This window comes from Kineococcus siccus, assembly GCF_009906795.1.
GTDB classification, from domain to species: Bacteria; Actinomycetota; Actinomycetes; order Actinomycetales; family Kineococcaceae; genus Kineococcus; species Kineococcus siccus.
The window spans coordinates 1-25559 of the sequence record NZ_JAAALN010000034.1 but is presented as its reverse complement, the minus strand read 5'-3'; the positions used below and the strand labels follow the sequence as shown (position 1 = coordinate 25559).

Below are 25559 nucleotides of genomic sequence, written 5' to 3'. Positions count from 1 at the left end.
GGGGTCGGGGGGTCAGCCCAGCGTCGCGCCGAGCTCCTCCAGCCGGGCGCGCGCGGCGGCGAACTCCTCGTCGGCGCGGGTGCGCTCGGGCGCCATCCCCTCGAGGCGCCCGGCCAGGGTGCGCGTCGCCTTCACGACCGTGACGCGCATGCCGAAGGCGGTGCCCAGCACGATGTCCAGCACGGGCACGCCGTGGTCCCAGTCGGCCGTCGGCGAGCCGACGTCGTAGATCGCACCCGCGGTGGACACGACCACGGCGGGCCGCCCCGCGAGGGGCTGCGTGTCGTCGCCGAACGGCGTGGTGACCCCCGGGACGTGGACGTGGTCGACCCACACCTTCAGCGTCGAGGGCAGCGAGTAGTTGTAGAGCGGCGACCCGACGAGGAGCACGTCGGCCGTGAGCAGCTCCGCGATGACCGCCTGCTGCACGGCGGCCACGTCGGCCGGCGGGTGGGCGCCGGGGGCGCGCAGGTGCTCGGGCCAGTGCAGCTCGTCGTCCAGCAGGTGCGGCAGCGGGTCGGCGGCCAGGTCGCGGTGGGTCACGGTGTGCCCGGCCCCGCGGGCGCGCCAGGCGTCGGCGAACGCGGCCGTGAGCTCGCGGGACTTCGACCCGGCCCCGCTGATCGAGGAGTCGAGGTGCAGCAGGTGGGGCATCCGGGGTCTCCTCGGTTGGGGGCGGGTCGCCGGGACACGCTAGCCGCCGCGCCGTCCGACTTGCCGGACGACCGCCCTGCTGGTGCGATCTGCGGGCGCACGTGATCTCCGGCACGGAGGTCCCGCGCACGAGGAGGGGTGTGCCGGGTCGGGGCAGGGCGTCCGCCACCGCGGCCGGTCCGACGACGCCCGACGAGGTCCTCGCGCGCCGCGCCGCCATGGGGGACCGCCAGGCGTTCGCCGACGTCGTCGTCCGGCACGGGCCCGCGCTGCACCGCTACGCCCGGCGGCTGCTGCACGACGACGCCGCGACCGAGGACGCCGTGCAGGAGGCGTTCCTCGCGGCCTGGCGCGGGCTGCCGTCGTTCCGCGGCGAGGCGGCGCTGCGGACGTGGCTGTTCACGCTGGTCCGCCACCAGGCCTACGCCCAGCACCGCGCCGCGGCGGGCACGCGCACCCGTCCGCAGCTGCGCGCGGTCGACCCGGCCGACCTCGTCGACGTCGCGGACCCGCACGGCGACCCGGCGCTCGTCAGCGAGGAGGGCCGGCTGCTGTCGGACCTGGACGCGGCCCTGCGCCTGCTGCCCGAGCGCCAGCGCTCGGCGTGGATGCTGCGCGAGCTGGAGGAGCTGTCCTACGCCGAGGTCGGGGCGGTCCTCGACGTGACCCCGACGGTCGTGCGGGGGCTCCTCGAACGCGCCCGCGCCTCGCTCGTCACTACGCTCGCGCAATGGCGGTGACGGGTTCGTGAGCGCACCGGACGACCGCGCCCCCGACCCCCGGGCCCTCGCGGACCTGACCCGCGCGACGGCCCTGCTGCGCGCGCACACGGACTCCAGCTGGTCGGGCGTGCGCGAGGCGCTGCTGGCCCGGGCGGCCTCGGCCTTCCGCCCCTCCGCCCCGGTGCGGGGCCGGCACGGCCTGGGCGACTTCTTCGTGGCGGCCGACGTCGTCGTGGCCCAGCTGCGCACGGCGGTCGACGCCGTCCCGGGGGCGACCGCGGCGCGCATCGTCTGCACGACCGGCGACGAGGACGTCCTCGCGCAGGTCGTCGTCGAGCTCTCGGTGACCTTCGGGGTGCCGCTGCTGGAGGTGGCGGCCGCCGTGCGCGCGGCCGTCGTCGCGGAGCTGGCCGTGCTCCTGGGCCCGCTGTCGCCCGGCGCCGCGGGCGTGCGCGCCGACGTCCACGTCGCGGACGTCGAGCCGGCGGACGACCCGCATCCGGTGGACCCGGATCCGCCCGACCGCCCGCGCGACGGCGACCTCCTCACCTAGGGTGCCCAGCACTCCACCGGCGGTGGAGGGCCCCGGTCGACGGCGACCCGCGGGCGGACGACGGCAGCGGGAGGGACCCCGGGTGGTGGTCGAGTCCAGCCGGGACGCGGCGGACCGCGAGCACGTGCGGCGCGAGCTCGCCGTCGCGGCCGGCGGCGTCGGCAGCTTCGACCTGGACCTGAGCACCGGCACGCTGACGTGGGACGAGCGCATGCTCGAGCTCTTCGGCTACGGCCCGGGGCAGTTCGACGGGACGATGGACGCCTTCAGGGCGCGGCTGCACCCCGCCGACCACCAGCGGGTCGCCGCGGCCGTCGACGCCGCCGTGCAGACCTGCGGGTCCTTCGACGTGGAGTACCGCGTCGTCGTGCCGGGCCGCCCCGCCCGGTGGGTCCAGGCGCGCGGCCGCGCCCTGGCCGGCCCCGACGGTCGTGCCGTCCGCGTCCTCGGCGCCTCCTACGACACGACCCGCGACCGCGAGAGCGACGCGGCCGTCGCCCGCGTCCTGGAGGCGATGCCCGCGGCGTTCTACTCCCTCGACACCGAGTGGCGGCTGCGCTACGTCAACGGCGAGGCCGAGCGGCTGCTGGGCGCCTCCCGCGAGGAGCTGCTCGGCGGGGTGCTGTGGGACCTGTTCCCCGCGGCCCTGGGCTCGGAGTTCGAGACCCGCTACCGCGTCGCGGTGGCGTCGGGGCAGCCCGCGACGTTCGAGGCCTACTACCCGCCGCCGCTCGACGGCTGGTTCGAGCTGCGGGTCTGGCCCGACCCCGACGGCCTCTCGGTGTACTTCCTCGACGTGTCGGCCCGGCGCGCCTCGCAGGAGGCCGCCGAGCGCTCGGCGCGCCAGCTGCACCTGCTCGCCGAGGTCGGCGCGGACCTGTCGAGCACCCTCGACGTCGAGACCGCGGTCGCCCGCCTCGCGCAGCACCTCGTCCCGGTCCTGGCGGACTGGTGCCTGGTGACGCTCGTCGACGAGCACGGCACCCTGCGCGACGTCGGGTGCCACCACGCCGACCCGGCGCGGCAGGGGACGCTCGAGACCTTCGCCCGACTGCGCGCGCCCGGGCTGCAGAACCCGGCGTCCGCCGCCGCGGCCGCCGTGCGCGAGGGACGTCCGGTCGTCGTGGCCGGACCCGCCGCGACGGCCCTCCTCGCCCCGCCGGGAGACCCCGGGCTGCGCGCCGCGGTCGCGGGGCTCGCCCCGGCGTCGGCGACGGTGCTGCCGCTGCAGGCGCGCGGGCGCACGGTCGGGCTCGTCCTGCTGGCGCGCGGGGCGTCCCGGCCGGCGCTCGCGGGCGACGAGCTCGCGACGGCGGTGCAGGTGACCGACCGCGCGGCCCTCGCGCTGGACAACGCCCGCCTGTACGGCCAGCAGCAGCGCATCGCCGAGGGGCTGCAGCGCAACCTGCTCACCGCGCCCGTCGAGCCGGACCACGTCGAGGTCGTCGTGCGGTACCACCCGGCGGCGGAGGCCGCGCAGGTCGGCGGCGACTGGTACGACGCGTTCCAGCAGCCCAGCGGGGCCACGGTCCTGGTCATCGGTGACGTGATGGGCCACGACGTCGACGCCGCGGCCGCGATGAGCCAGGTGCGCTCGCTGCTGCGCGGCATCGCGGTCGCCACGGGGGACGGCCCGGCGCGCCTGCTGACCGGCCTCGACGCGGCCGTGCAGGTCCTGCGCCTCGACACCACCGCCACCGCGCTGGTCGCGCGCATCGAGCAGGACCGCGAGGAGCGGCAGCACGGCGTGACCTGGCTGCGCTGGTCGAGCGCCGGTCACCCGCCGCCCGTCCTGCTCACCGACGACGGCGCCGTGTCCTTCCTCGACGGCCGCGACCCCGACCTGCTTCTGGGCATCGACCCCGCGACCGCGCGCCGCGACGAGGCCGTCCTGCTCGACCGGGGCGCGACCGTCCTGCTGTACACCGACGGCCTCGTCGAGCGCCGGGACCAGCCGCTGGACGCGGGGCTCGAGCGGCTGCGCCGGGCCGTCGCGGAGCTCGCGGGGGCCCCGCTGGGTGAGCTGTGCGACGGCGTCCTGGCGCGTCTGCTGCCGCCGCGTCCCGAGGACGACGTCGCCCTCGTCGCGGTGCGCCTGCACCCGCAGGACGGCCCGCGACCCGCGGCGGCGGGCCCGGGCACCGGCTGACGCGCGGCGGCTCAGGCGAGCGTCAGCGCCAGGTGCAGCGCCAGCCGGTCGCGCCCGTCGTCGAGGTCGCAGCCCGTGACCGCGGTGATGCGGCGCAGCCGGTGGTAGAGCGTCTGCCGGTGGATCGACAGGTGCGCCGCCGTCCGCTGCGCGCTGCCGGCGAGGTCCAGGTAGGCCCGCGCGGTCCGCAGCAGCTCCGGGTCACCCACGAGCAGCCGCCGCGCGCGCTCGTCGACCACGCTCGCCCGCAGGTCCGCCGCGTCGGCGAGCGCGAGCAGGCGCAGGGCCCCGAGCGTCGACCACCGGCGCAGCGCCACGCCGGGCGACGGCTCGTCCACCGCCGCGCCGGGTCCTGACGCGCCGGGTCCTCCCGCGCCGGGTCCTCCCGCACCGAGGTCCGCGGCCCGCAGCCCGGCGTCCGCCTGCCGCCAGCCCGTGTGCGCCGCACCGGCAGCCACGACGCCCGAGACGCCGGCCACGACCCCGGCCGGGTGCTGGGCGAGCAGGGTCCGGGCGGCCCGCGCCGCGACGCGGGCGGCGCGCTCCTCGGGACCGTCCTCGCCGGCCCCGTCGACGCCGGCCCCGTCGTCGCCGGCCCTGTCGACGCCGGCCCTGTCGTCGCCGGCCCCGTCGTCGCCGGCCCCGCCCGCGGCGGGCACGACGAGCGCCGCCCGGCGCCCGACCGGGGCCGTCAGCACGGCCCGCGGCAGCAGCCAGGAGTTCACGGGCCCGGCCGGGGCCCCGTCGGCCGGGGCGAGGGCGACCACGACGAGCCGCCCCCCGCCGGGCAGGAGGCCCTCGCGCGCCAGTTCCTCGGCGGCGCCCGCGCGCGCGCCCGCGTCGGCGGACAGCAGCTCCCCGACGGCCCACCGGGTGCGGTCGCGGGCCCGCGAGCGCACCGCGAGGGTGGCGGCGACCTGCTCGACGACGTCGGCCACGGCCGCCAGGGCGGCCGCGGTGACCCGGTCGTCGGGGTCCAGGAGCCAGAGGTAGCCGTAGGTCACCGCGCGCCACCGCACCGGCACGCACCAGCGCGGCAGTCGCCCGGCCGCGGCGTCGCCGGGGATGCGCAGCGGCGCGTCGGCCCTGGCGATGCCGAAGCCCGCGAACAGCTCCTGCACCGCGGCGGAGGAGCGCCGCCGCAGGATCGACCGGCGGCGGACCTCGTCGATGACCTCGTCGTGGCCGGAGGACGCGACGAGGTGCAGCTCGCGGTCCTCCAGCGTCGTCGGCGCTCCCGTCCCCTCGGCGACGGCGTCGACGAGCTCCTGCAGCTCCGCGGCGGCGGGGAGAGGGACGGGCATCACGTCATCATCCACCTGGATGACACGACGGCGTGCACACGTGGCACCTGCACCTGTCGCGGCGGGGGTCTGGGCGCCTAGCGTCGAGGCGGCACCCCTCCCGGGGCGCACCCCGATCGAGGAGGACGACGTGTTCGGACAGGCGCTCCTGGGCGTGGCCGGCAACACCGCGGTGCGTGCGGCGGTGACGCGCAGCAGCGTGAGCCGCGGCGTCGTGGACCGCTTCGTGGCCGGCGAGGACGTCGACCAGGCGCTCGTCGCCGTCCGCGCCCTCGCGGGCCGGGGTCTGCGCGTGACCCTCGACCGGCTCGGGGAGGACGTCACCGACGACGAGCAGGCCGGGCAGACCCTCGCGGGCTACCGGCAGCTGCTCGACCGCCTGGCGGCCGACGGGTTCGCCGCGGGCAACGAGGTCTCGGTCAAGCTCTCCGCGCTCGGGCAGGCCCTGGGCGCCGACGGTGCGGCCCGCGCCACCGAGCGCGCGCACGAGCTCGTGGCGCACGCGCACGGCCTGGGCGTCGACGTGACCCTCGACATGGAGGACCACACGACGGTCGACGCGACGCTCGCCACCGTGCGCGCGCTGCGGGCGGACTTCCCCCGCGTGGGCGCCGTGCTGCAGTCCGCGCTGCTGCGCACCGAGGCCGACGCGCGGGACCTGGCCGTGGCCGGGTCCCGGATCCGCCTGGTCAAGGGCGCCTACGCCGAACCCCCGGCCGTGGCCTTCGCCGCGAAGGCCGACGTGGACACGGCCTACGTGCGCTGCCTGCAGGTGCTCCTCGAGGGCGACGGCTACCCGATGGTCGCGACCCACGACCTGCGTCTCGTGCAGACCGCGCAGGAGCTCGCGCGGGCCGCGGGCCGCGGGCCGGAGTCCATGGAGTTCCAGATGCTGTTCGGCATCCGGACCACCGAGCAGCAGCGCCTGGCCGCCGCGGGCCACACCGTCCGGGTCTACGTGCCCTACGGCACCGACTGGTACGGCTACTTCTCCCGCCGCCTCGCCGAGCGGCCCGCGAACCTCGTGTTCTTCGCGCGCTCCCTCGTCACCCGCTGACGAGTCCCCCCACCGCCGTTCCGGCCCACCCGTCCCGACACCGAGAAACCAGGAGGCCGTCGTGCAGTCCGTGACCCAGGTGCCCCCCGCCGTCAACGAGCCCGTGCACGGCTACGCGCCCGGCAGCCCCGAGCGCGAGCGGCTCACCGAGCAGCTCACCGTGCAGGCCGCGAACCCCGTCGAGCTCACGCAGACGATCGGCGGCGTGCAGACCCTCGGCGGCGGCGAGCGGGTCGACGTCGTCCAGCCGCACCGGCACGCGAGCGTGCTCGGCACGTTCGGCACCGCGACGCACGCCGAGGCGCAGGCCGCCGCGGACGCCGCCACGGCCGCGGCCCCCGCGTGGGCCGCGATGTCCTACGACGAGCGCGCCGCGGTGTTCCTGCGCGCGGCGGACCTGCTGGCCGGGCCGTGGCGCGAGCGCATCGCCGCCGCGACGATGCTGGGGCAGTCGAAGACGGTGCAGCAGGCCGAGATCGACGCCCCGTGCGAACTGGTCGACTTCTGGCGGTTCAACGTCGAGTTCGGCCGCCGCCTCGTCGCCGAGCAGCCGATCAGCTCGCCGGGGGTGTGGAACCGCCTCGACCACCGCCCGCTCGAGGGGTTCGTCTACGCGATCACGCCGTTCAACTTCACCGCGATCGCGGGGAACCTGCCGACCGCCCCGGCGCTCATGGGGAACACGGTCGTATGGAAGCCGTCGCCGACGCAGACGCTCAGCGCGCACTGGACGATGCGCCTGCTCGAGGCGGCCGGCCTGCCGCCCGGCGTGATCAACCTGCTGACCGGCGACGGCCGCGACGCCTCCGACGTGCTGCTGGCCGACCCGCGCCTCGCGGGGATCCACTTCACGGGCTCCACCGCGACGTTCCAGCACCTGTGGCGCACGGTCGGGCAGAACATCTCCAGCTACCGCACCTACCCGCGCCTGGTGGGCGAGACGGGCGGCAAGGACTTCGTCCTGGCCCACCCGTCGGCGGACCCGGCCGTCCTGTCCACGGCGATGCTGCGCGGGGCGTTCGAGTACCAGGGCCAGAAGTGCTCCGCGGCCTCGCGCGCGTTCGTGCCCCGCTCGGTGTGGGCGCGCACGGGCGAGGAGTTCCTCGCGGCCGTCGACGGCCTGGAGTTCGGCGACGTCACCGACCTGCGGAACTTCGGCGGCGCCGTCATCGACGCCCGCGCGTTCGCGAAGAACGCCGCGGCGATCGAGCGTGCGCACGCGACGCCGGGGCTGCGGGTCGCGGCGGGCGGCACGGTGGACGACACCGAGGGCTGGTTCGTGCGCCCGACCGTGGTGCTCGGCGAGGACCCGGGCGACGAGGTGTTCCGCACGGAGTACTTCGGCCCGCTGCTGGCCGTGCACGTCTACGAGGACGGCGCGTGGGAGGACGTGCTGTCCCTCGTCGACGCGGGCTCGCCCTACGGCCTCACGGGAGCGGTGATCGCCACGGACCGCGCCGCGGTCGCGCAGGCGTCGAGCGCGCTGCGCTTCGCCGCGGGCAACTTCTACGTCAACGACCGGCCCACCGGGGCCGTCGTCGGGCAGCAGCCCTTCGGCGGGTCCCGGGCCTCGGGCACCAACGACAAGGCGGGCTCGATCCTCAACCTGCAGCGCTGGACCAGCCCGCGGGCGATCAAGGAGACGTTCGTGCCGGCGACGGACCACCGCTACCCGCACATGGGCTGACGGGCGCCGTCTCGGGTGTCGTCACCCGGCGTGGCGCGGTACACAGGAGGACATGACCCAACCGACGAGCTCCACCGGGGCCCACCGGCTCAGCGTGCACCACGCCGACGCACCGGGTCCCGCCTCTCCGCGCGACCCCGCCGACGCGACGGTCGGCCAGCTGGTCAGCGACCTCACGCAGCAGATGTCCCGGCTGGTGCGCGACGAGGTCGCGGTCGCCCAGCTGGACCTCAAGGCGAAGGGCAAGAAGGCGGGCTTCAGCCTCGGCGCGTTCTCCGCGGCCGGGCTGCTCGCCTTCTTCGCCGTCGCGTGCCTGGTGACCACGGCTGTGCTGGCCCTGGCCCTGGTCCTCGACGGCTGGCTCGCGGCGCTGATCGTCGCCGTCGTGCTGCTCGCCCTCGCGGGCGTGGCGGCCCTGGTCGGCAAGAAGGAGCTCGACCAGGCCACCCCGCCGCTGCCGCAGGCGTCGATCGACGGTCTCAAGACCGACGCCGCCACCGTCAAGGAGGGCCTGAAGCGATGAGCGTCCCCCCCACCACCCCGCCCCCCGGTGACCGCGACGCCCTCGTCGCCGACATCGAGGAGACCCGCGAGCGCCTCGCGGCGACGGCCGACGCGCTGGCCGCGAAGGCCGACGTCAAGGCGCAGGCCCAGCACAAGGTGGACGACCTCAAGGTCGCCGTCGCCGGGAAGAAGGACCAGGCGCTGGACTCCGCGCAGGAGCTCAAGGCGCAGGCGTTCGGCCGGTACCAGGAGGCCAGCGACAAGGCTCCGGGTTCGCCGAAGCAGCAGAACACCGCGCTCCTCGTCACGGTCGTGGCCGTCACGTCCGTGGCGATCTGGCTGGTGCTGCGCAAGAAGGACTGACCCCACCCCTCCCGTGGCAGCGCCGGTGCCGCCGGCGTGACCACGGGGGGCGGCGGTCAGACGCGGGCGGCCGCCTCCGCGCGCACGACCGGCGCGACCTCGGTGCCCAGCAGCTCGATGGCCCGCAGCACCTCGCGGTGCGGCATGGTCCCCACGCTGACGTGGAGCATGAAGCGGTCGATGCCCAGGTCCGCGCGCTGTCGGAGGACCTTCTCGGCCACCTCCTGCGGCGAGCCGACGAGCAGCGCCCCGCGGGGGCTGCGCGCGGCCTCGTAGCTCGTCCGGCCGTAGTGGTGCCAGCCGCGCTCGGCGCCGATGGTGTTCATGGCGACCTGCATCGACGGGAAGTTCACCTCCACCGCGCGCTGCGACGTGTCGGCGACGAAGCCGTGCGAGTGGGTGGCCACGCGCAGCGAGGACTCCTCGTGCCCCGCGCGGCGCCCGGTCTCCCGGTACAGCTCGACGAGCGGGGCGAACTGCTCGGGCATCCCCCCGATGATCGCGACGGCCAGCGGCAGGCCGAGCGTGCCGGCCCGCACGACCGACGCCGGGTTGCCGCCCACGCCGATCCACACGGGCAGCGGGTCCTGCACGGGCCGCGGGTAGACGCCGCGGTCGGCGATCGCGGGGCGGTGCCCGCCGCGCCAGGTGACCTTCTCCGCGGCCCGCACCGCGAGCAGCAGCTCGAGGTTCTCCGCGTACAGCTCGTCGTAGTCGTCGAGGTCCTGCCCGAACAGGGGGAAGGACTCGATGAACGAGCCGCGCCCCGCGATGATCTCGGCCCGCCCGCCGGAGATCCCGTCCAGCGTCGCGAAGTCCTGGAACACCCGGACGGGGTCGGCCGAGGACAGCACCGTCACGGCGCTCGTGAGACGGATGCGGTCGGTGCGCGAGGCCGCGGCCGCCAGCACGACGGCCGGCGCGGACGAGGCGTAGTCCGGGCGGTGGTGCTCCCCGAGCCCGTAGACGTCGAGGCCCACCTGGTCGGCGAGGACGATCTCCTCGACGACCTCCCGCAGCCGCTGCGGGTGGCCCATCACCGCACCCGTGCGCGGGTCCGCCGTCGTCTCCGCGAAGGAACTGATCCCGATCTCCACGACGCCACCCTCTCGCGACGCCCCGGCGGCGTCTGGTTCAACGCTCAACCACCTCGGTGGGCCGCGTCTTCCCGAGCTCGGGCGGCACCGTCGGGCACCACCGTCGAGCACCACCCCGAGGACGGCGTCGCGCGCTCGGCCGGGCGTAGGCGCCCCGTGGCGTACCCGCCGTCCGCGAGGCCCGCCCAGCGCTCGAAGACGTTGCGGTGCGGCAGGTTGCGGGTCGCGAGGGCGTTCAGGCCGTAGAGGGCGAGGAACCCGGTCGTGCCGAGCAGCGCGTACTGGTCGGCGTGGCGCAGCTCGTGGCGGCGCCGCTGCGGCCCGCCCAGACCGCCGTGCAGCCACGCGTTGCCGACCGTGGTGCCCCCGCGGCCGTAGGAGCGCGGCCGCATGCCCGCGCACTCCACGAACAGGTCCGGGCCCAGGGTGAACGTCGCCCCGTTCACCCGGGCCCAGGCCACCGCGGCGGTCGTCGCCGGCAGGTTCCGCCACGCGCGCACGACGATCCACGCCCACCGCGCCGCGCCCCGGCCCCCAGCGGAACGGCCCCCAGCGGGACGGCCCCCAGCGGGACGGTTCACGGCGTGACGGTCACCGCCGGGCCGAAGGCGACGTAGCCGGCGAAGTCGCGGCCGACGCGCTGCACGGCCGACGGCAGCAGGTCCGGGTAGCTCCAGGCGCCGTCGGGCGCACCGCCCTCGTCGGTCGTGAGGTCGAAGTACTGGGCCGGGCCCTTCCAGGGGCAGGTGTACGCCGTCGGGCTCTCGGTGAACGCGCCGTCCGTCAGCGACGACGGCGGGAAGTACGCGTTGCCCTCGATGCGGATGACGTCCTCGTCGGCCGCCTCCGCGACCACCACCCCGTGCAGCAGTGCCTTCAACGGTGCCTCCTCGCCCGGGCCGGACGCTGTTGTCCGGCGCCGCCAGGCTATGTCGGATCCCCGCCGCCGCACGTGCGCGGCCACCGGGGGCGGGCCCGGGCGCCGGGCCGCGCGCCCGGGCCGGGCCGGGCGTGCCTAGGGTGCGCTCGTGGCGAGGAGCGGCTCCACCGACGACGGCGACCTGCCGGACCAGCACGGGCGGACCGTGGTGGTGACGGGGGCCAGCAGCGGCATCGGCCGCTCGGCGGCCCGCGCGCTGGCCGGCGCGGGCGCGCGCGTCGTGCTCGCCGTGCGCAGCGCCGAGCGGGGGCGCGCCGCGGCCGCGACCATGCCGGGGCAGACGGAGGTCCGCGTCGTCGACCTAGCCGACCTGGCCTCGGTGCGGGCCTTCGCGGCCGCCTGGGACGGCCCGCTCGACGTCCTCGTCAACAACGCCGGCGTGATGATGGTCCCGCAGGGCCGCACGGCCGACGGGTTCGAGACGCAGATCGGCACCAACCACCTGGGCGCCTTCGCCCTGACCCTGCTGCTCCTGCCGCACGTGCGGGACCGCGTCGTCGCGGTGTCCTCCTCCGCCCACCGGTTCGGGCGCGTCGACCTCGCGGACCTCGGCTGGGAGCGTCGCCGCTACCAGCGCGTGGCGGCCTACGGGCAGTCCAAGCTCGCGAACCTGCTCTTCACGCTCGAGCTGCAGCGCCGGCTCACGGCCGCCGGGTCGTCCGTGCGGGCGCTCGCGGCCCACCCCGGCTGGGCCGCCACGGGGCTGCAGACCCGCACCGAGAACCGCGCCGCGGTGCTGGCCGGGCGCGCCGCGAACGCGGTGTTCGCGCAGAGCGCCGACGACGGGGCCCTGCCGACGCTGGCCGCCGTGACGCGGGACCTGCCCGGCGGCAGCTACCTCGGCCCCAGCGGCCGCGGCGAGCTGCGCGGGCTGCCCACGCTGGTCGGCCGCAGCGTCGACGCCAGCGACACGTCGCTGGCCCGGCGGCTGTGGACGCTCTCGGAGGAGCTGACCGGCACGTCCTGGCCGCTCTGAGCGCGGTCCCGCGCGCACCGGACCGCGACGGGGATCGGGGAGACTGCCGGGGTGAGCGAACCCCCCGCCGACGGCACCCGTCCGCGCTTCGGCCTCCTGCTCGACGTCGACGGCCCCGTCGCGAGCCCCGTGACGCGCTCGATCAGCGCCCCGGGCCTGCTCGCGAGCCTGCTGGAGCTCGCGGCCGCGGGGCTGCCGATCGTCTTCAACACAGGGCGCTCGGACGCGTTCCTGCGCCTGGAGGTGGTCGAGCCGCTGCTCGCGGCGGGGCTGCCCGCGGGGGCGCGCGTGCACGCGGTGTGCGAGAAGGGCGCCGTCTGGTTCTCGGTCTCGCCCGGGGGCATGGGCGAGGTCAGCGTCGACGAGGCCCTCGCGGTGCCCGCGGCCTACGGCCGCGCGGTCGAGCGGCTGGTCGACGAGCGCTACAGCGCGACGATGTTCTACGACCGCACCAAGCGGGCCATGGTCTCGGTCGAGCAGCGCCTCGACGTCACGTCCCAGCAGTACCTCGCGCAGCGGCACGGCTTCGACGCCGACGCCCTGGACCTGCTGGGCGCCGCCGGCCTGGGCGGGCGCCTGCTGGCCGAGGAGCGCCCCGACGCCGCGGGCCGCGTCGACTACCGCGTGGACCCCACGATCATCTCCACCGACGTCGAGTCGGTCCTGCTCGGCAAGGACCGGGGCGCGGAGCGCGCGCTGGAGCTGCTGGCGGCCGACGGCGCGATGCCGGTGGCGTGGCGCACGGTGGGCGACTCGCGCACCGACTACGCGATGGCCGACTGGCTGCACGCGCAGGGCCTCGACGTGGCGCACGTCGACGTCCGCCCGGCCGACGGCGTCCCCGCGACGCCGTACCCGGTGCTGGCCGCCCGGCGCAGCACCAACGACGCGGCCGGTGCCGCGTGGCTGGCTCGGCTCGCCGCGGTGGTCCGCGGCGAGGCGGCCGACGACGCGGGCTTCGACGACCACCTGCCCGACGCCGCGCCGGGTAGCCTCGCGGCGGCCGACGGAGGGAGCACCCGGTGAGCACCCCGGACGACAGCACGCAGGACGGAGCCGACGTGCGCGTCGACACCCAGTACGAGGACCTGCTGCGCCACGTCCTGGCGCACGGGACGCCCAAGTCCGACCGCACGGGGACGGGCACCCGCAGCGTCTTCGGCCACCAGATGCGCTTCGACCTCGCGCGCGGCTTTCCCCTCGTGACGACCAAGCGCGTGCACTTCCGCTCGGTCGCGCAGGAGCTGCTGTGGTTCCTGCGCGGGGACTCCAACGTCGGCTGGCTGCGCGAGCGCGGCGTGACGATCTGGGACGAGTGGGCCGACGCGGACGGCGAGCTGGGCCCCGTCTACGGCGTGCAGTGGCGCTCCTGGCCGACCCCGGGCGGCGGCTCGGTCGACCAGATCGCGCAGGTCCTCGAGACCCTGCGCACCGACCCCGACTCCCGCCGCATGGTCGTCTCGGCCTGGAACGTCGCCGACGTGCCCGCGATGGCCCTGGCGCCCTGCCACGCGCTGTTCCAGTTCCACGTCGCCGACGGTCGGCTGTCCTGCCAGCTCTACCAGCGCTCGGCGGACCTGTTCCTGGGCGTGCCGTTCAACATCGCCAGCTACGCCCTGCTCACCGTGCTCGTCGCGCAGCAGGTCGGCCTGGAGCCGGGGGACTTCGTCTGGACGGGCGGGGACTGCCACGTCTACGACAACCACGTCGAGCAGGTCCGCGAGCAGCTGTCCCGCACGCCGTACCCGTTCCCGACGCTGCGGGTCCGCCCGGCGCCCTCCCTCTTCGAGCACACCTTCGAGGACTTCGAGGTGCTCGACTACCGGCACCACCCCTCGATCAAGGCGCCGGTGGCGGTCTGAGCGGGGGCCCGCGGTGATCGGCCTGGTCTGGGCCGAGGCGGCCAACGGGGTCATCGGCGCCGACGGCGCGCTGCCCTGGCGCCTCCCCGAGGACACGGCGCACTTCAAGGCCCTGACGTCGGGTTCGACGGTCGTCATGGGCCGGGCGACGTGGGAGTCGCTGCCCCCGCGGTTCCGGCCGCTCGCGGACCGGCGCAACGTCGTGCTGACCCGGCGGCCCGGCTACGAGGCCCCGGGCGCCGAGGTGGTCCACGACCTCGCGGCGGCGCTGTCGCTCCCGGGGGACGTCTGGGTCATCGGCGGTGGCGAGGTCTACCGCGCGGCGCTGGCGCACGCCGACCGCCTCGTGGTCACCGAGCTCGCCGACGCCCACCCGGGCGACGTCACGGCTCCCGAGCGCGGCGACGGCTGGACGCTGGAGCACCGGGACCCGCCGTCCGGGTGGCGCACCTCCCGCATGGGCGCCCGCTTCCGGATCTCCACCTGGGTGCGCTGAGCCACCGACCGCGCGGAAGCCCTCGCACCGGCGCAGACCCTGTGCGACGCTCGCTCATCGGGCCGGCTCCCGGCCCCGGCAGCGAGGAGCCCGTCATGACCCTCGTCCTCTCCCTCATCGTGATCATCGGCGTGGCCGCCCTGGTGGGACGACTCGTGAGCCGCTCCCGTCCGGGCGCACGGCACGCGCGGGACGTCTGGCCGGGCGCCCTCGACGCCGTCGACCTGACGGACCTGAGCCGCCCCCACGACGCCCACCCGGCCGGCGGCTGGAACACCGTCGGCTGGAACACCGTCGGCGGGAACACCGTCGGCGGGGGCGACGGTGGCGGCGGTGGCGGTGGTGACGGTGGCGGCGGCTGCTGACCTGACGTCAGGTCACTCGACGTCCACGCCGAAGTCGGTGGCGATGCCCCGCAGCCCGTCGGCGTAGCCCTGCCCGACCGCGCGGAACTTCCACTCCCCCGCGTACCGGTAGACCTCGCCGAAGACCATGGCCGTCTCGGTCGAGGCGTCCTCGCTCAGGTCGTAGCGGACGACCTCGCTGCCGTCGGTCTGGTCGACGAGGCGGATGAACGCCCCCGCGACCTGGCCGAAGCTCTGCCGGCGCGCCTGCGCGTCGTGGATGGAGACCGCGAAGACGACCTTCTGGCAGTCCGCGGGGACCAGCGAGAGGTCGATGTCGATGACCTCGTCGTCGCCCTCGCCCGCCCCGGTGCGGTTGTCGCCCGTGTGGTGCACCGAGCCGTCGGGGCTGTCGAGGTTGTTGTAGAAGACGAAGTGCCCGTCGGAGAGCACCTTGCCCGTCGCGCCGACGAGCAGGGCGCTCGCGTCGAGGTCGAAGTCCAGGCCGGTCGTGGTGCGGGGGTCCCACCCCAGGCCGACGTGCGCCCGGACGAGGTCGGGGGCGACCTTCGTGAGGGAGACGTTGCCGCCCTTGGCCAGCGTGACACCCATGGTCCCGTGCTCCTTCCCCGGACGCCGCCCGGCGCCCCTCGCCCGAAGCTAGCCGACACCCCTGGACGTCGCCTCGGCGGCGGCTGGGCCGGGCCCGTGCGGGGACCACGAGGGCGGTGGTGAGGTCGCGGCGTGCGCGCCGGAGCGGGGGGCGAGCGGGCTGAGGTCCGGTCACGTCCCGGAAACGAGATGAGAATGACAACGGAACGTCGACCTGCTCTGCTGTGCCGGTCCGCATGGCCGTCAGAGGGGGAACAGCGCATGACACCGGTCGACGGCAGCTCGGGAGGATCCCCGGGCCTCGCCCAGCAGCAGGGCCAGCAGGACTTCTCGCACGAGGAGGGGGGCCTGCACAAGGGCCTCAAGAACCGCCAGCTCCAGATGATCGCGATCGGCGGCGCGATCGGCACGGGGCTCTTCCTCGGGGCCGGTGGCCGCCTGGCCACGGCGGGCCCGGGGCTCTTCATCGTGTACGGGATCTGCGGGTTCTTCGTCTTCCTCATGCTCCGGGCGCTCGGTGAGCTGGTGCTGCACCGCCCGTCGTCGGGCTCCTTCGTGTCCTACGCGCGGGAGTTCTACGGCGAGAAGGCCGCCTTCGTCGCGGGGTGGATGTACTTCTTCAACTGGGCCATGACCGCGATCGTGGACATCACCGCGATCGCCACCTACATGCACTACTGGCAGACGTTCTCCTCGGCCCCGCAGTGGCTGCTGGCCCTGATCGCCCTGGTCGTCGTGCTCGCGCTCAACCTCGTCTCGGTCAAGATCTTCGGCGAGATGGAGTTCTGGTTCGCCCTCATCAAGGTCGTGGCGCTGACGGCGTTCCTGGTCATCGGCGTCGTCTTCCTCGCCGGCCGGTTCCCGGTCGAGGGCCAGCCGACCGGCCTGTCGGTGGTCTCCGAGGCGGGCGGCTGGTTCCCCACCGGCGCCGTCCCGCTGATCGTGGTCGTCTCCGGCGTGATCTTCGCCTACGCCGCCGTCGAGCTCGTCGGCACGGCCGCGGGCGAGACCGAGAACCCCGAGAAGATCATGCCCCGCGCGATCAACACGGTGATCGTCCGCATCGTCGTCTTCTACTGCGGCTCGCTGATCCTGCTCGGGCTGCTCCTGCCGTACACGGCGTACTCCGCCGACGAGAGCCCGTTCGTGACCTTCTTCTCGAAGATCGGGGTCCCCGGCGCGGGCGACATCATGAACTTCGTCGTCCTCACCTCCGCGCTGTCCAGCCTGAACGCCGGCCTGTACTCCACGGGCCGGATCGTCCGCTCGATGGCCATGAACGGCTCCGCCCCGAAGTTCACGGCCAAGCTCAACAAGGGCGGGGTCCCCTTCGGCGGCATCCTCATCACGGGCGCCATCGCGGTCCTCGGCGTCGTGCTGAACGCCGTGGCGCCGGGTCAGGCCTTCGAGATCGTCCTGAACGCCTCGGCGCTCGGCATCATCGCCAGCTGGGGCACGATCGTGCTGTGCCAGCTGCGCCTGCACAGCTGGTCGAAGAAGGGCATCGTCGAGCGCCCCGCGTACCGCCTGTTCGGTGCGCCGTACACCGGGTACCTGGTGCTCGCCTTCCTCGTCGCGGTGCTCGGGATCATGGCCTACGACGAGGACAGCCGGCCGACGGTCCTTTCGCTGGTCGTCATCGTCCCGCTGCTCGTGATCGGCTGGCTGTCGGTGCGCAAGCGGGTCCTGGCCGCGGCCGAGGAGCGGATGGGCTACACCGGCGAGTTCCCGGTCAAGGCCGACCGCCCCCCGCGCCGCGACTGAGCCGGTACCCCGGCACGACGGCGCGCACGACGGCGCGCACGACGGCGCGCACGACGGCCGGGCACCCGCAGGGGTGCCCGGCCGTCCGCGTCCCCGGCCGCCGCTGAACCGGTTCGCCTCGCCGACGCCGCTGGACGAGGCGACCGGCGCCGCCGGGCCCTAGGCTCGGAGACGTCGGACGGCGTCCCGCCGTCCCGCTCCGCCCACCGGCGCGTGGAGCACCGCGTCGAGGCTCCCCGAGGACCCGCTCCGCATGACTGCCGTCTCCACCCCCGTCGCCGCCGCGCGCCGCTCCACCGTCGGCCTCGTCGTCCTGCTGGGGTCGATGGCCGCGCTCGGCGCCGTCACCATCGACCTCTACCTGCCGTCCCTGCCCGACGTGGCCGCCGACCTGGGGACGACGCCCGCCCAGGCGCAGCTCACGATCACCGGCGTCCTCGTCGGGGCGGGCTTCGGCCAGCTGCTCGTCGGCCCGCTCAGCGACGCCTTCGGGCGCCGCGGGCCGGCGATCGCCGGCTTCGGCCTCTACGTCGTCGCCTGCCTGCTGTGCAGCACCGCCCAGAGCCTCGAGACCCTGGCGCTCTTCCGCGTCCTCGCGGGGGTCGGGTCCTCGGCCGGCTCGGTCATCGGCATGGCCGTCATCCGCGACCTCTTCGTCGGCCCCGTCGCGGCGCGGCTGATGTCCCGCCTGGTGCTGGTCATCGGCGTCGCGCCGCTGTTCGCCCCCACCGTCGGGGGCGCGCTGGCCGGGGTCTGGGGGTGGCGGATCGTGCTGGCGCTCCTCGTCGTCGCCGGTCTGGGCGTCCTGGTCGCGGTGTGGCGCCGCCTGCCGGAGACGCGCCCCGAGGTCGCGGCCCCGGCCGACGGCAGCGTCGCGACGAGGGGCCGCCGCGTGCGGGGCGCCTTCGCGGGCTACCTCCCCCTGCTGCGCGACGCCCGCTTCCTGGGCCTGGCCGTCATGCCGGGCCTCAGCCTCGCGACGATCATGAGCTACGTCTCGGTGTCCCCGTTCGTGCTGCAGGAGGGCTTCGCGCTGACCTCGTCGCAGTTCGCGATGCTGTTCGCCCTCAACGGCGTCGCCCTCGTCGGCGGGTCGCAGCTGAACGCGGCCCTGATGGAGCGCTTCGGCTCGCAGGCGCTCCTGCGCACCGGCGTGCTGCTGTCGCTCGTCTTCTCGGGCGCTCTGCTGTGGGTCGTGCTCAGCGACGTGCGCTCCCTCGTCGCGCTGGTCGTGCCGCTGTGGCTGCTGCTCGGCAGCGCGGGGCTCGTCATGCCGAACGCGGTGACCCTCGCGCTGGAGCCCTACGGCGCGAGCGCCGGGTCGGCGGCGGCCCTGGTGACGGCCGTGCAGTCCGGCCTCGGCGGCCTCGTCGGGGCGCTGACCGGCCTGCTCGGCGGCGACGACACCGCCATGGTCACGGTCATGGTGGGCGCCACGGTCGGCAACGCGGTGCTGCTCGCCGTCGCGGCGCAGCGCTCGGGTCGTCGTCGCGCAGCGCGCACGTCGTAGGCTCCGAGCATGAGCTCGACCACGGACCAGCGACCCCCCGCGACCGGTTTCGACGAGGGCGTCCGCCCCCAGGACGACCTGTTCCGCCACGTGAACGGGCACTGGCTGGCGACCACCGAGATCCCCGACGACCGCGCGGTCGACGGTGCCTTCATCCGGCTGCGCGACGAGGCGGAGGCCCAGGCGCGGGCCATCGTCGAGGAGTCCGCGGCCGCGGACGCCGCACCGGGCAGCGTCCAGCGCAAGATCGGCGACCTCTACGCCAGCTTCATGGACACCGAGCGCATCGAGGCGCTGGGCGTGACGCCGCTCGCCGGGGAGCTCGCCGCGGTCGACGCCGTGACCGACGTCGGGGCACTGGTCAGCCGGCTCGGCGCCTTCGAGCGCTCGGGGATCGGCGGGCCCTTCGCCTACTGGGTGGACACCGACGCGGGTGCGTCGGAGAACTACGTCGTCTACGTGACGCAGGCGGGGCTCGGGCTGCCCGACGAGTCCTACTACCGCGAGGAGCAGTACGCGGAGATCCGGGACGCGTACCGGGCGCACGTGGCGACGATGCTCGAGCTGGCCGGCCGGCCGGACCCGGCCGGCAGCGCGGAGCGCATCCTCGCGCTGGAGACGACGCTCGCGAGCCACCACTGGGACCGTGTCCGCAACCGGGACGCGAACCTCACCTACAACAGGGTCGACCGCGCCGGTCTGCAGGAGCTGCTGCCGGGCGTCGACCTGAGCGCGTGGCTCGCCGCGGCGCAGCTGCCGGAGTCCGCGTTCGAGCAGGTCGTCGTGCGGCAGCCCGGCTACCTGCAGGGCATGGCCGGGGTCATCGCGGGCACCGACCTCGGCACGTGGCGCGAGTGGCTCGCGTGGCGCGTCCTGCACCAGGCCGCCCCGTTCCTGCCGTCGGCGCTGGTCGACGCGAACTTCGCCTTCTACGGCACGACGCTCACGGGCGCCCCCCAGCTGCGCGAGCGGTGGAAGCGCGGCGTCGGGCTCGTGGAGGGCAGCCTCGGCGAGGCGCTGGGCGAGCTGTACGTCGAGCGGCACTTCCCCCCGGCGGCCAAGGCCCGCATGGAGGAGCTCGTCGCCAACCTCGTCGAGGCCTACCGCCAGGACATCGAGGCCCTGGACTGGATGACCCGCGAGACCAAGGACCGCGCGCTGGAGAAGCTCTCGCAGTTCACGCCCAAGATCGGTCACCCGGACACGTGGCGGGACTACTCGGCGCTCGAGGTCGACCGCACCGACCTGCTGGGCAACGTCCGCCGGGCCTTCTCGTTCGAGGTCGACCGGGAGCTCGCCAAGCTGGGCCGGCCCGTGGACCGCTCCGAGTGGTTCATGACGCCGCAGACGGTCAACGCCTACTACAACCCCGGCATGAACGAGATCGTCTTCCCGGCCGCGATCCTGCGGCCCCCGTTCTTCGACCTCGAGGCCGACGACGCGGCGAACTACGGCGGCATCGGCGCGGTCATCGGCCACGAGATCGGCCACGGCTTCGACGACCAGGGCGCGAAGTACGACGGGCGGGGCAACCTGCGCGACTGGTGGACCGACGCGGACCGCGAGGAGTTCGGCCAGCGGACGGCGGCCCTGATCGCCCAGTACGACGCGCTTGAGCCGCCCGAGACGCCGGGTCAGCACGTCAACGGGGCGCTGACGGTCGGGGAGAACATCGGCGACCTCGGTGGCCTGACCATCGCGCACAAGGCGTACACGATCTCCCTCGGCGGCCGGCCCGCGCCCGTCGTCGACGGGCTCACGGGTCCGCAGCGCCTGTTCGTGGGCTGGGCCCGCGTCTGGTGCGGCAAGGTGCGGCCCGCCGAGGTCGCCCGCCGGCTGGCGATCGACCCCCACTCGCCGCCGGAGTTCCGGTGCAACGCGGTGGTGCGCAACCTCGAGGAGTTCCACGAGGCGTTCGGCGTCCAGCCCGGCGACGGGCTGTGGCTCGACGAGCCGGACCGCGTCCGCATCTGGTGACCCGCCCCGGGGCGGAGACGGCGGTCGCCTCCGCTCAGGCGGGTCGCCCCACCCGGTCCCGGCCCGCCGCCTTGGCGGCGTAGAGCGCTCGGTCGGCGGTCAGGAGCAGGTCGTCGGGCGTCGCGCCGTGCTCGGGGCTGGCGGCGACGCCGGCGCTCAGGGTGACCCGCAGCCGCACGCCCGCGGCGACGAGCTGCAGCTCGGCGCACGCGGCCCGCAGCTGCTCGGCCCGCTCGGCCGCGGCCGCGGCGTCGTGGTCGGGCAGGACGACGACGAACTCCTCGCCGCCGTAGCGGACGACGTCGTCGTAGCGCGCGGTGCGGCGCAGGGCCTCGGCCACGGCGATGAGGACGCGGTCGCCCACGGCGTGGCCGTGGGTGTCGTTGATGCGCTTGAAGTGGTCCACGTCGAGGAGGACGACGGCGGTCGGCCGCTCGCCGGCCCGCGCGCGCTCGAGGGCCGCGCTGAGGTCCTCGACGAAGCGCCGCCGGTTGCGCAGCCCGGTCAGCGGGTCCCGGGCCGCCTCCTCGGTGAGGTCCGCCCGCAGGCGGTCGATGGTCGCGACGTGCGCGTGCAGCTGCTCGTTCGCCCGCTCCAGGGCCCGCTGCTGGGCGAGCTGGGCGGTGACGTCGCGGGCGACGACCAGCCGGCCGAGCGCGCGGCCGCGCCGGTCGCGGATGGTGCGCGTGCGCACGTCGAGGCTGACGCCGGGCGCGACCTCCACGACCGCGGCCCCGTCGGGGTGCTCGGCCGCGGCGGACAGCGCCGGGCCGGCGCACGTCGGCAGGTCCGCCCCGAGCGCGTCGCGGGCCGTGAGCCCCGCCAGCAGCGGCAGCAGCGCGGCCGCGGCCGGGTTGAGGTCGACGAGGCGGCCGGTCCGGTCCACGACGAGCACGGCGTCCTCGATGGTGTCCACGACGAGCCCGCGGGCCACGGGCAGCAGCCGCAGCAGGTCCTGGCGCAGGACGGCCCAGCTGAACCCGAGGCCGGTCACGGCGAAGCTCACGGGGGTGACGTCGAGCGGCACCCACGCCGCGGGCAGCGCGTTGACCGTGACGTTGCACAGCACGGGCACCCCGAGCGCGACGAGCATGGTCGTCAGCTGCCGCCGGGCCGGGCCCGACGCGGCCCGCTGCGCCCGGGCCAGGGCCACCCCCGCGGAGCCGATGACGAGGTAGCTGTAGGCGGCGTGCGCCCAGAACGCCCAGCCCGCGGTCGTCGTGCGCTGCGGGGGGTCGCCCACCGCCGTGACGGTGGCGTGGAAGACGTGCAGGTGGGGGTCGAGCGCGAGCACGACCAGCAGCAGCACGGGCTCGACCAGCAGCAGCCGTCGCCCGCGCGGCACGGAGCCCCGGGTCACGACGTCGGCGAAGAGGCGGATGCACACGACCGTCGCGGCGATGCCCAGGAACTGCGGCAGGACGAGCACGGCCTGCACCGGCAGGGACACCCCGGCGTGCGCGACCGCGACGCTCGCGCCCCACAGGGTGACCGACAGCAGGCCGCCGACGAGCGGCGCGGCGGCGGGGGCACCGGCCCGGCGCCGCCAGCACAGCAGCGCCGTGACGCCCGTGACGGCGCTCGCGACGGCGACGAGGACGGCGAGCGGCGACATCGACCCGACCGTCCCCTCCCCGGGCGCCCGTCGAGGACAGGCGCCCGGGGGCAGCCGCGGGTGCAGCAGGTGCGCGACCAGCGCGGTCCAGCCGGTCTGGTGCGTGGCGCCGAGTCCCTCGCCGGTGTCGCCGTCGAAGTACTCGTTGAACGTCGGGTGCTGCTGCCACAGCGGGTCCTGCGTCGCCTCGATGCGCTCGCCGTCGGCGGGCCGGCGGCCGTCGACCGGGCGGAACAGCGACACGAGGCTCTCGTCGACGAGGTCCGCGGCCTGCACCAGGGTGATCCGGCGCCCCGAGCCCCGGGGCACCTCGATGGTCAGGTCGTCGCCGAAGAACCGCCCGTAGGTGCGCAGCTTGTCGGCGAGCAGGACGTTGACGGGGAACCAGACGGGCCCGCGCCAGTTCGAGTTGCCCCCGAACAGCCCGGTGCGCGACTCACCCGGCTCGTAGACGATGGAGGAGCTCTGCCCGCTGACGGACGTGGTGATCTGCTCCTTGACGCCGGCCGAGAGCGACCGGATGCCGTACGCCGACAGGAACTGCTCGGAGTCGAACATCCGCTCGAGGATGCGGACGAGGCGCGGCTTGTCGAGCAGCGAGAGCAGCATCTGCCGCCCCTGCGGGCCCGAGCGCGTCAGCAGCGGCAGCGTCAGGTCGGGGCGGCGGCGCTGCAGCCAGCGCAGCCGCGCCGTGAGGTCCGGCGTCTCCTCCGTGATCCAGCTGGGCACGTCGGTGGCGCCGAGGATGGGCAGCAGACCCACCATCGACGGCACGCGCATGGGTTCCGCGGTGCCGTCGGGGTGCACGAGGACGTCGTAGAAGAAGCCGTCGGCCTCGTCCCAGAGGGAGACGTCCTGGGTGCCGAAGGAGGTCATCGCCTGCGCGATCGACAGGAAGTGCTCGAGGAACTTGGTCGCGGCGTCCTCCCACGCGGGGTCGTGCCGCGACAGCTCCAGGGCGATCTTGAACATCTGCTGGCAGTAGAACGCCATCCAGCTCGTGGCGTCGGACTGCTCCAGGCGGTACCCGGGGGGCAGCTTGGCCGAGCGGTCGAAGAGGCCGATGTTGTCCATCCCGAGGAACCCGCCCTCGAAGAGGTTCGAGCCGTTGGCGTCCTTGCGGTTCACCCACCACGAGAAGTTGAGCAGCAGCTTGGTGAAGACCCGGACGAGGAAGCCCTGGTCGCGGTAGCCGTCGAGCCGGTACACGTGCCACGCGGCCCACGCGTGCACCGGCGGGTTGACGTCGCCGAACGCCCACTCGTACGCGGGCAGCTGCCCGTTGGGGTGCATCGACCACTCGCGGCACATCAGGACGAGCTGCTCCTTGGCGAAGTCGGGGTCGACGTGCGCCAGGGGGATGGCGTGGAAGGCGAGGTCCCACGCCGCGAACCAGGGGTACTCCCACTCGTCGGGCATCGAGATGACGTCGGCGAGCGCGAGGTGGCTCCACCCGACGTTGCGGGCGTCGCGGTGCTGGCGGGAGCCGGGGGCCGGTTCGGTCTCGGGGTCGCCGCTGAGCCACTGCCGGACGTCGTAGCGGTAGAGCTGCTTGGTCCACAGCAGGCCCGCGTAGGCGCGACGGGCGATGTGCCGGTCGGACGGGCCCAGGTCCGGGTGGATCACCGCGTCGTAGAAGGTGTCGGCCTCGGCGGCCCGGTCGCGCAGCACCGCGTCGAAGCCGGGACCGAAGGTGGCGAGCCCGGGCGCGGACGGGGACATCCGCAGCCGCACCTCCACGGTCTGCCCGGGCAGGACCTCGTCGAAGGAGTACCAGAAGGCCGCCTTGGTCCCCTGGTGGGCGGGGTTCACGGCCGCGGTGTCGCCGTGCACGATGCGGCGGTCGATGCCGTCCTTGGTGTACCGCGTGGCGTTCGCGGCGGCCCCGAAGAGCTCCACGGCGTTCGTCTCGTTCTCGCAGAAGAGCACCTGGGGGGAGCCCTGCGCCGAGACGTGGTAGCGCCCCAGGTGCCCGTGCTCGCACTCGACGTCCTCGAGACCGCCGACGGCCAGCGTCGGGGGCAGCACCTGCGTCATGGTGCCCCGGCGCCGGTCCCAGCCCCACGCCCAGGTGTTGCGGAACCACACCTGGGGGACGAGGTCGAGCGGTGCGGGGTCGGGGCCGTGGTTGGTCGCGCGGACCACCATGCAGAGGTCGTCGGGCCCGGCCTTGGCGTACGTGACCTCGACGTCGAAGAACCGGTTCTGGTCGAGGACGCCGGTGTCCCCGAGCTCGAACTCCCGCTCGTCGCGCCCGCGGCGGGCGTTCTCCTCGCGCAGCCGCGCGTAGGGGAACTCGGCCTGCGGGTAGCGGTAGAGCCACCGCATCCAGCTGTGCGAGGGCGTCCCGTCCAGGGCCCACCAGTACTCCTTGGCGTCCTCGCCGTGGTTGCCCTCACCGTTGGTGAGCCCGAACAGCCGCTCCTTGAGGATCGGGTCCCTGCGGTTCCACAGCGCCACGCCCAGGTTGAGGAAGCCGAAGCGGTCGCAGACCGCGCCGAGCCCGTCCTCCCCCCACCGGTACGCCCGAGCCCGGGCCTGGTCGAAGGGGAAGGCCGACCACGCGTCCCCGTCGGCGGAGTAGTCCTCGCGCACCGTGCCCCACTGCCGGCCCGACACGTAGGGGCCCCAGAGCCGCCACGGTCCGTCGGGTCCCGGGGACTCGGCCATCCGCGCGTGCTCGGGGCTCAGGTGCTCGGCCCCGTCGTCCTGCGTCCCGTTCGGCTCACTCACCGTCCCATCCTGCCAACTCCGGGTCGCCTGACGGGGACGGCCGCGCGTCGCTGGTCGCAGCGGAAGCGGCAGTCAGGACCCGACTTGCACGGGGTGGCGTCGCCGCGTAGTGTTTCTCCCCGTTGCCCAACGTGCTGGAGCAGCTACCAGACCCGCGGGTCAGGAGCTGAACAGCCCACCGAGGCGGCCACTCCTGGAAGATCTGAGGGGTGAGGTCTGGCCTCGTGTCGGGCCGGGAAGAAGGCACGACCGGCCGTGGTTCAGGCCGGTGCGGGGGGTGCGACAGCATCGACCCGCGAGCAGTGAGGAACCGCCCGGGAAACCGGGTGGTCGGGCCGGGAGAGATTATGGTCTACGATTGCAGCAAGCCGCTCGGGAAACCGTGTGGTGAGGCCGGGAGAGATCCTGGTCTAGACTGGGAAGGGCGCTGAAGAGACCGCCTCACGTGGTCGAACAGTGGTCGTCCGGTTCTTGAGAACTCAACAGTGTGCCAAGTGTTGATGCCAATTGTTTTTTCCTCTGGCGTCTGGTGGTCTGGTCCTGCGTTGTGTGGGGTTGGGTTGTCGGGTGTTGGGGGTTTCCTTTGGTGTTGTTTCCTTCCTGGTTCGTCAGTGGGCTGGGGAGGGTGATGATGCCGGGT

General features: G+C 74.9%; 23 protein-coding genes and 1 pseudogene. 15 read left to right on the top strand and 9 right to left on the bottom strand.

Annotation, left to right across the window (positions count from 1 at the left end; all coding sequences use genetic code 11):
* Positions 1–12: 12 nt before the first annotated feature.
* Entirely contained in the window at positions 13–654 is a 642-nt protein-coding gene (locus tag GTR02_RS06450; RefSeq protein WP_166606655.1) for an FMN-dependent NADH-azoreductase, read from the bottom strand.
* Between the two features lie 140 nt (positions 655–794).
* Here GTR02_RS06450 and GTR02_RS06445 point away from each other — a divergent pair, with 140 nt between their 5' ends.
* From GTR02_RS06445 to GTR02_RS06435, 3 genes are all read left to right on the top strand, one after another.
* Complete coding sequence (locus tag GTR02_RS06445; RefSeq protein WP_338073627.1) at positions 795–1394, top strand: RNA polymerase sigma factor; 600 nt, start codon at positions 795–797, stop codon at positions 1392–1394.
* Between the two features lie 7 nt (positions 1395–1401).
* Positions 1402–1929 (top strand): hypothetical protein, encoded by a 528-nt coding sequence (locus GTR02_RS06440; RefSeq protein WP_166606654.1) that lies wholly within the window; start codon positions 1402–1404, stop codon positions 1927–1929.
* An 82-nt stretch (positions 1930–2011) separates the two neighbouring features.
* A complete protein-coding gene (locus GTR02_RS06435; RefSeq protein WP_338073626.1) occupies positions 2012–4078 on the top strand; it encodes a SpoIIE family protein phosphatase in 2067 nt (688 codons plus the stop codon).
* An 11-nt stretch (positions 4079–4089) separates the two neighbouring features.
* Here the strand turns inward: GTR02_RS06435 and GTR02_RS06430 are convergent, their stop codons facing one another.
* The gene (locus GTR02_RS06430) at positions 4090–5382 is read right to left on the bottom strand and encodes a helix-turn-helix domain-containing protein (RefSeq protein ID WP_166606653.1); all 1293 of its coding nucleotides are present in this window, start codon (positions 5380–5382) and stop codon (positions 4090–4092) included.
* A gap of 130 nt (positions 5383–5512) precedes the next feature.
* Here GTR02_RS06430 and GTR02_RS06425 point away from each other — a divergent pair, with 130 nt between their 5' ends.
* The 4 genes from GTR02_RS06425 to GTR02_RS06410 all read left to right on the top strand — a co-directional run bounded on the left by GTR02_RS06425 (position 5513) and on the right by GTR02_RS06410 (position 8993).
* On the top strand, positions 5513–6439 hold the full coding sequence (locus tag GTR02_RS06425) for a proline dehydrogenase family protein (protein WP_166606652.1): 927 nt from the start codon (positions 5513–5515) through the stop codon (positions 6437–6439).
* Positions 6440–6500: 61 nt separating this feature from the next.
* Positions 6501–8126: an L-glutamate gamma-semialdehyde dehydrogenase gene (pruA, locus tag GTR02_RS06420; RefSeq protein WP_166606651.1), complete on the top strand. Its 1626-nt coding sequence runs from the start codon at positions 6501–6503 to the stop codon at positions 8124–8126.
* Positions 8127–8178: 52 nt separating this feature from the next.
* Positions 8179–8649 carry a phage holin family protein gene (locus tag GTR02_RS06415; protein WP_166606650.1) on the top strand — a complete coding sequence of 157 codons (471 nt, stop codon included), beginning with the start codon at positions 8179–8181 and terminating at the stop codon, positions 8647–8649.
* Positions 8646–8993, top strand: coding sequence for a DUF3618 domain-containing protein (locus GTR02_RS06410; RefSeq protein WP_166606649.1), 348 nt, complete (start codon positions 8646–8648; stop codon positions 8991–8993). Before GTR02_RS06415 ends, GTR02_RS06410 begins: the two co-directional genes overlap by 4 nt.
* A gap of 56 nt (positions 8994–9049) precedes the next feature.
* Here the strand turns inward: GTR02_RS06410 and GTR02_RS06405 are convergent, their stop codons facing one another.
* The 3 genes from GTR02_RS06405 to GTR02_RS06395 all read right to left on the bottom strand — a co-directional run bounded on the left by GTR02_RS06405 (position 9050) and on the right by GTR02_RS06395 (position 10970).
* Entirely contained in the window at positions 9050–10090 is a 1041-nt protein-coding gene (locus GTR02_RS06405) for an Atu2307/SP_0267 family LLM class monooxygenase (RefSeq protein WP_166606648.1), read from the bottom strand.
* A 44-nt stretch (positions 10091–10134) separates the two neighbouring features.
* Entirely contained in the window at positions 10135–10590 is a 456-nt protein-coding gene (locus GTR02_RS06400; RefSeq protein WP_166606647.1) for a hypothetical protein, read from the bottom strand.
* A 77-nt stretch (positions 10591–10667) separates the two neighbouring features.
* Positions 10668–10970 (bottom strand): DUF427 domain-containing protein, encoded by a 303-nt coding sequence (locus GTR02_RS06395; protein ID WP_166606646.1) that lies wholly within the window; start codon positions 10968–10970, stop codon positions 10668–10670.
* 148 nt (positions 10971–11118) lie between these two features.
* On the opposite strand from GTR02_RS06395, the gene GTR02_RS06390 reads away from it, so the two are divergent.
* From GTR02_RS06390 to GTR02_RS06370, 5 genes are all read left to right on the top strand, one after another.
* Positions 11119–12006 (top strand): oxidoreductase, encoded by an 888-nt coding sequence (locus GTR02_RS06390; protein ID WP_166606645.1) that lies wholly within the window; start codon positions 11119–11121, stop codon positions 12004–12006.
* Between the two features lie 51 nt (positions 12007–12057).
* Complete coding sequence (locus tag GTR02_RS06385; RefSeq protein ID WP_166606644.1) at positions 12058–13032, top strand: hypothetical protein; 975 nt, start codon at positions 12058–12060, stop codon at positions 13030–13032.
* A complete protein-coding gene (locus GTR02_RS06380) occupies positions 13029–13868 on the top strand; it encodes a thymidylate synthase (protein WP_420814700.1) in 840 nt (279 codons plus the stop codon). Before GTR02_RS06385 ends, GTR02_RS06380 begins: the two co-directional genes overlap by 4 nt.
* Positions 13869–13881: 13 nt before the next feature.
* A complete protein-coding gene (locus GTR02_RS06375; RefSeq protein ID WP_166606643.1) occupies positions 13882–14364 on the top strand; it encodes a dihydrofolate reductase in 483 nt (160 codons plus the stop codon).
* 95 nt (positions 14365–14459) lie between these two features.
* Positions 14460–14729: a hypothetical protein gene (locus GTR02_RS06370; RefSeq protein ID WP_166606642.1), complete on the top strand. Its 270-nt coding sequence runs from the start codon at positions 14460–14462 to the stop codon at positions 14727–14729.
* 12 nt (positions 14730–14741) lie between these two features.
* Here the strand turns inward: GTR02_RS06370 and GTR02_RS06365 are convergent, their stop codons facing one another.
* Positions 14742–15320 carry a TerD family protein gene (locus GTR02_RS06365; RefSeq protein ID WP_166606641.1) on the bottom strand — a complete coding sequence of 193 codons (579 nt, stop codon included), beginning with the start codon at positions 15318–15320 and terminating at the stop codon, positions 14742–14744.
* A 261-nt stretch (positions 15321–15581) separates the two neighbouring features.
* On the opposite strand from GTR02_RS06365, the gene GTR02_RS06360 reads away from it, so the two are divergent.
* The 3 genes from GTR02_RS06360 to GTR02_RS06350 all read left to right on the top strand — a co-directional run bounded on the left by GTR02_RS06360 (position 15582) and on the right by GTR02_RS06350 (position 20571).
* Positions 15582–17084, top strand: a complete 1503-nt coding sequence (locus tag GTR02_RS06360) for an amino acid permease (RefSeq protein WP_205708755.1) — start codon at positions 15582–15584, stop codon at positions 17082–17084.
* A gap of 253 nt (positions 17085–17337) precedes the next feature.
* On the top strand, positions 17338–18594 hold the full coding sequence (locus GTR02_RS06355; protein ID WP_166606640.1) for a multidrug effflux MFS transporter: 1257 nt from the start codon (positions 17338–17340) through the stop codon (positions 18592–18594).
* Positions 18595–18603: 9 nt separating this feature from the next.
* The gene (locus tag GTR02_RS06350) at positions 18604–20571 is read left to right on the top strand and encodes a M13 family metallopeptidase (protein ID WP_166606639.1); all 1968 of its coding nucleotides are present in this window, start codon (positions 18604–18606) and stop codon (positions 20569–20571) included.
* Between the two features lie 34 nt (positions 20572–20605).
* On the opposite strand, the gene GTR02_RS24920 is transcribed toward GTR02_RS06350, so the two are convergent.
* The 3 genes and pseudogenes from GTR02_RS24920 to GTR02_RS22380 form a co-directional block, all read right to left on the bottom strand.
* On the bottom strand, positions 20606–22186 hold the full coding sequence (locus GTR02_RS24920; protein ID WP_240895187.1) for a diguanylate cyclase: 1581 nt from the start codon (positions 22184–22186) through the stop codon (positions 20606–20608).
* A gap of 45 nt (positions 22187–22231) precedes the next feature.
* Positions 22232–24856 (bottom strand): annotated as a pseudogene (locus GTR02_RS24915) (MGH1-like glycoside hydrolase domain-containing protein); the annotation flags it as partial.
* Between the two features lie 504 nt (positions 24857–25360).
* Positions 25361–25559: hypothetical protein (locus GTR02_RS22380; RefSeq protein ID WP_205708754.1), on the bottom strand; the 199-nt coding region annotated here is incomplete at its 5' end.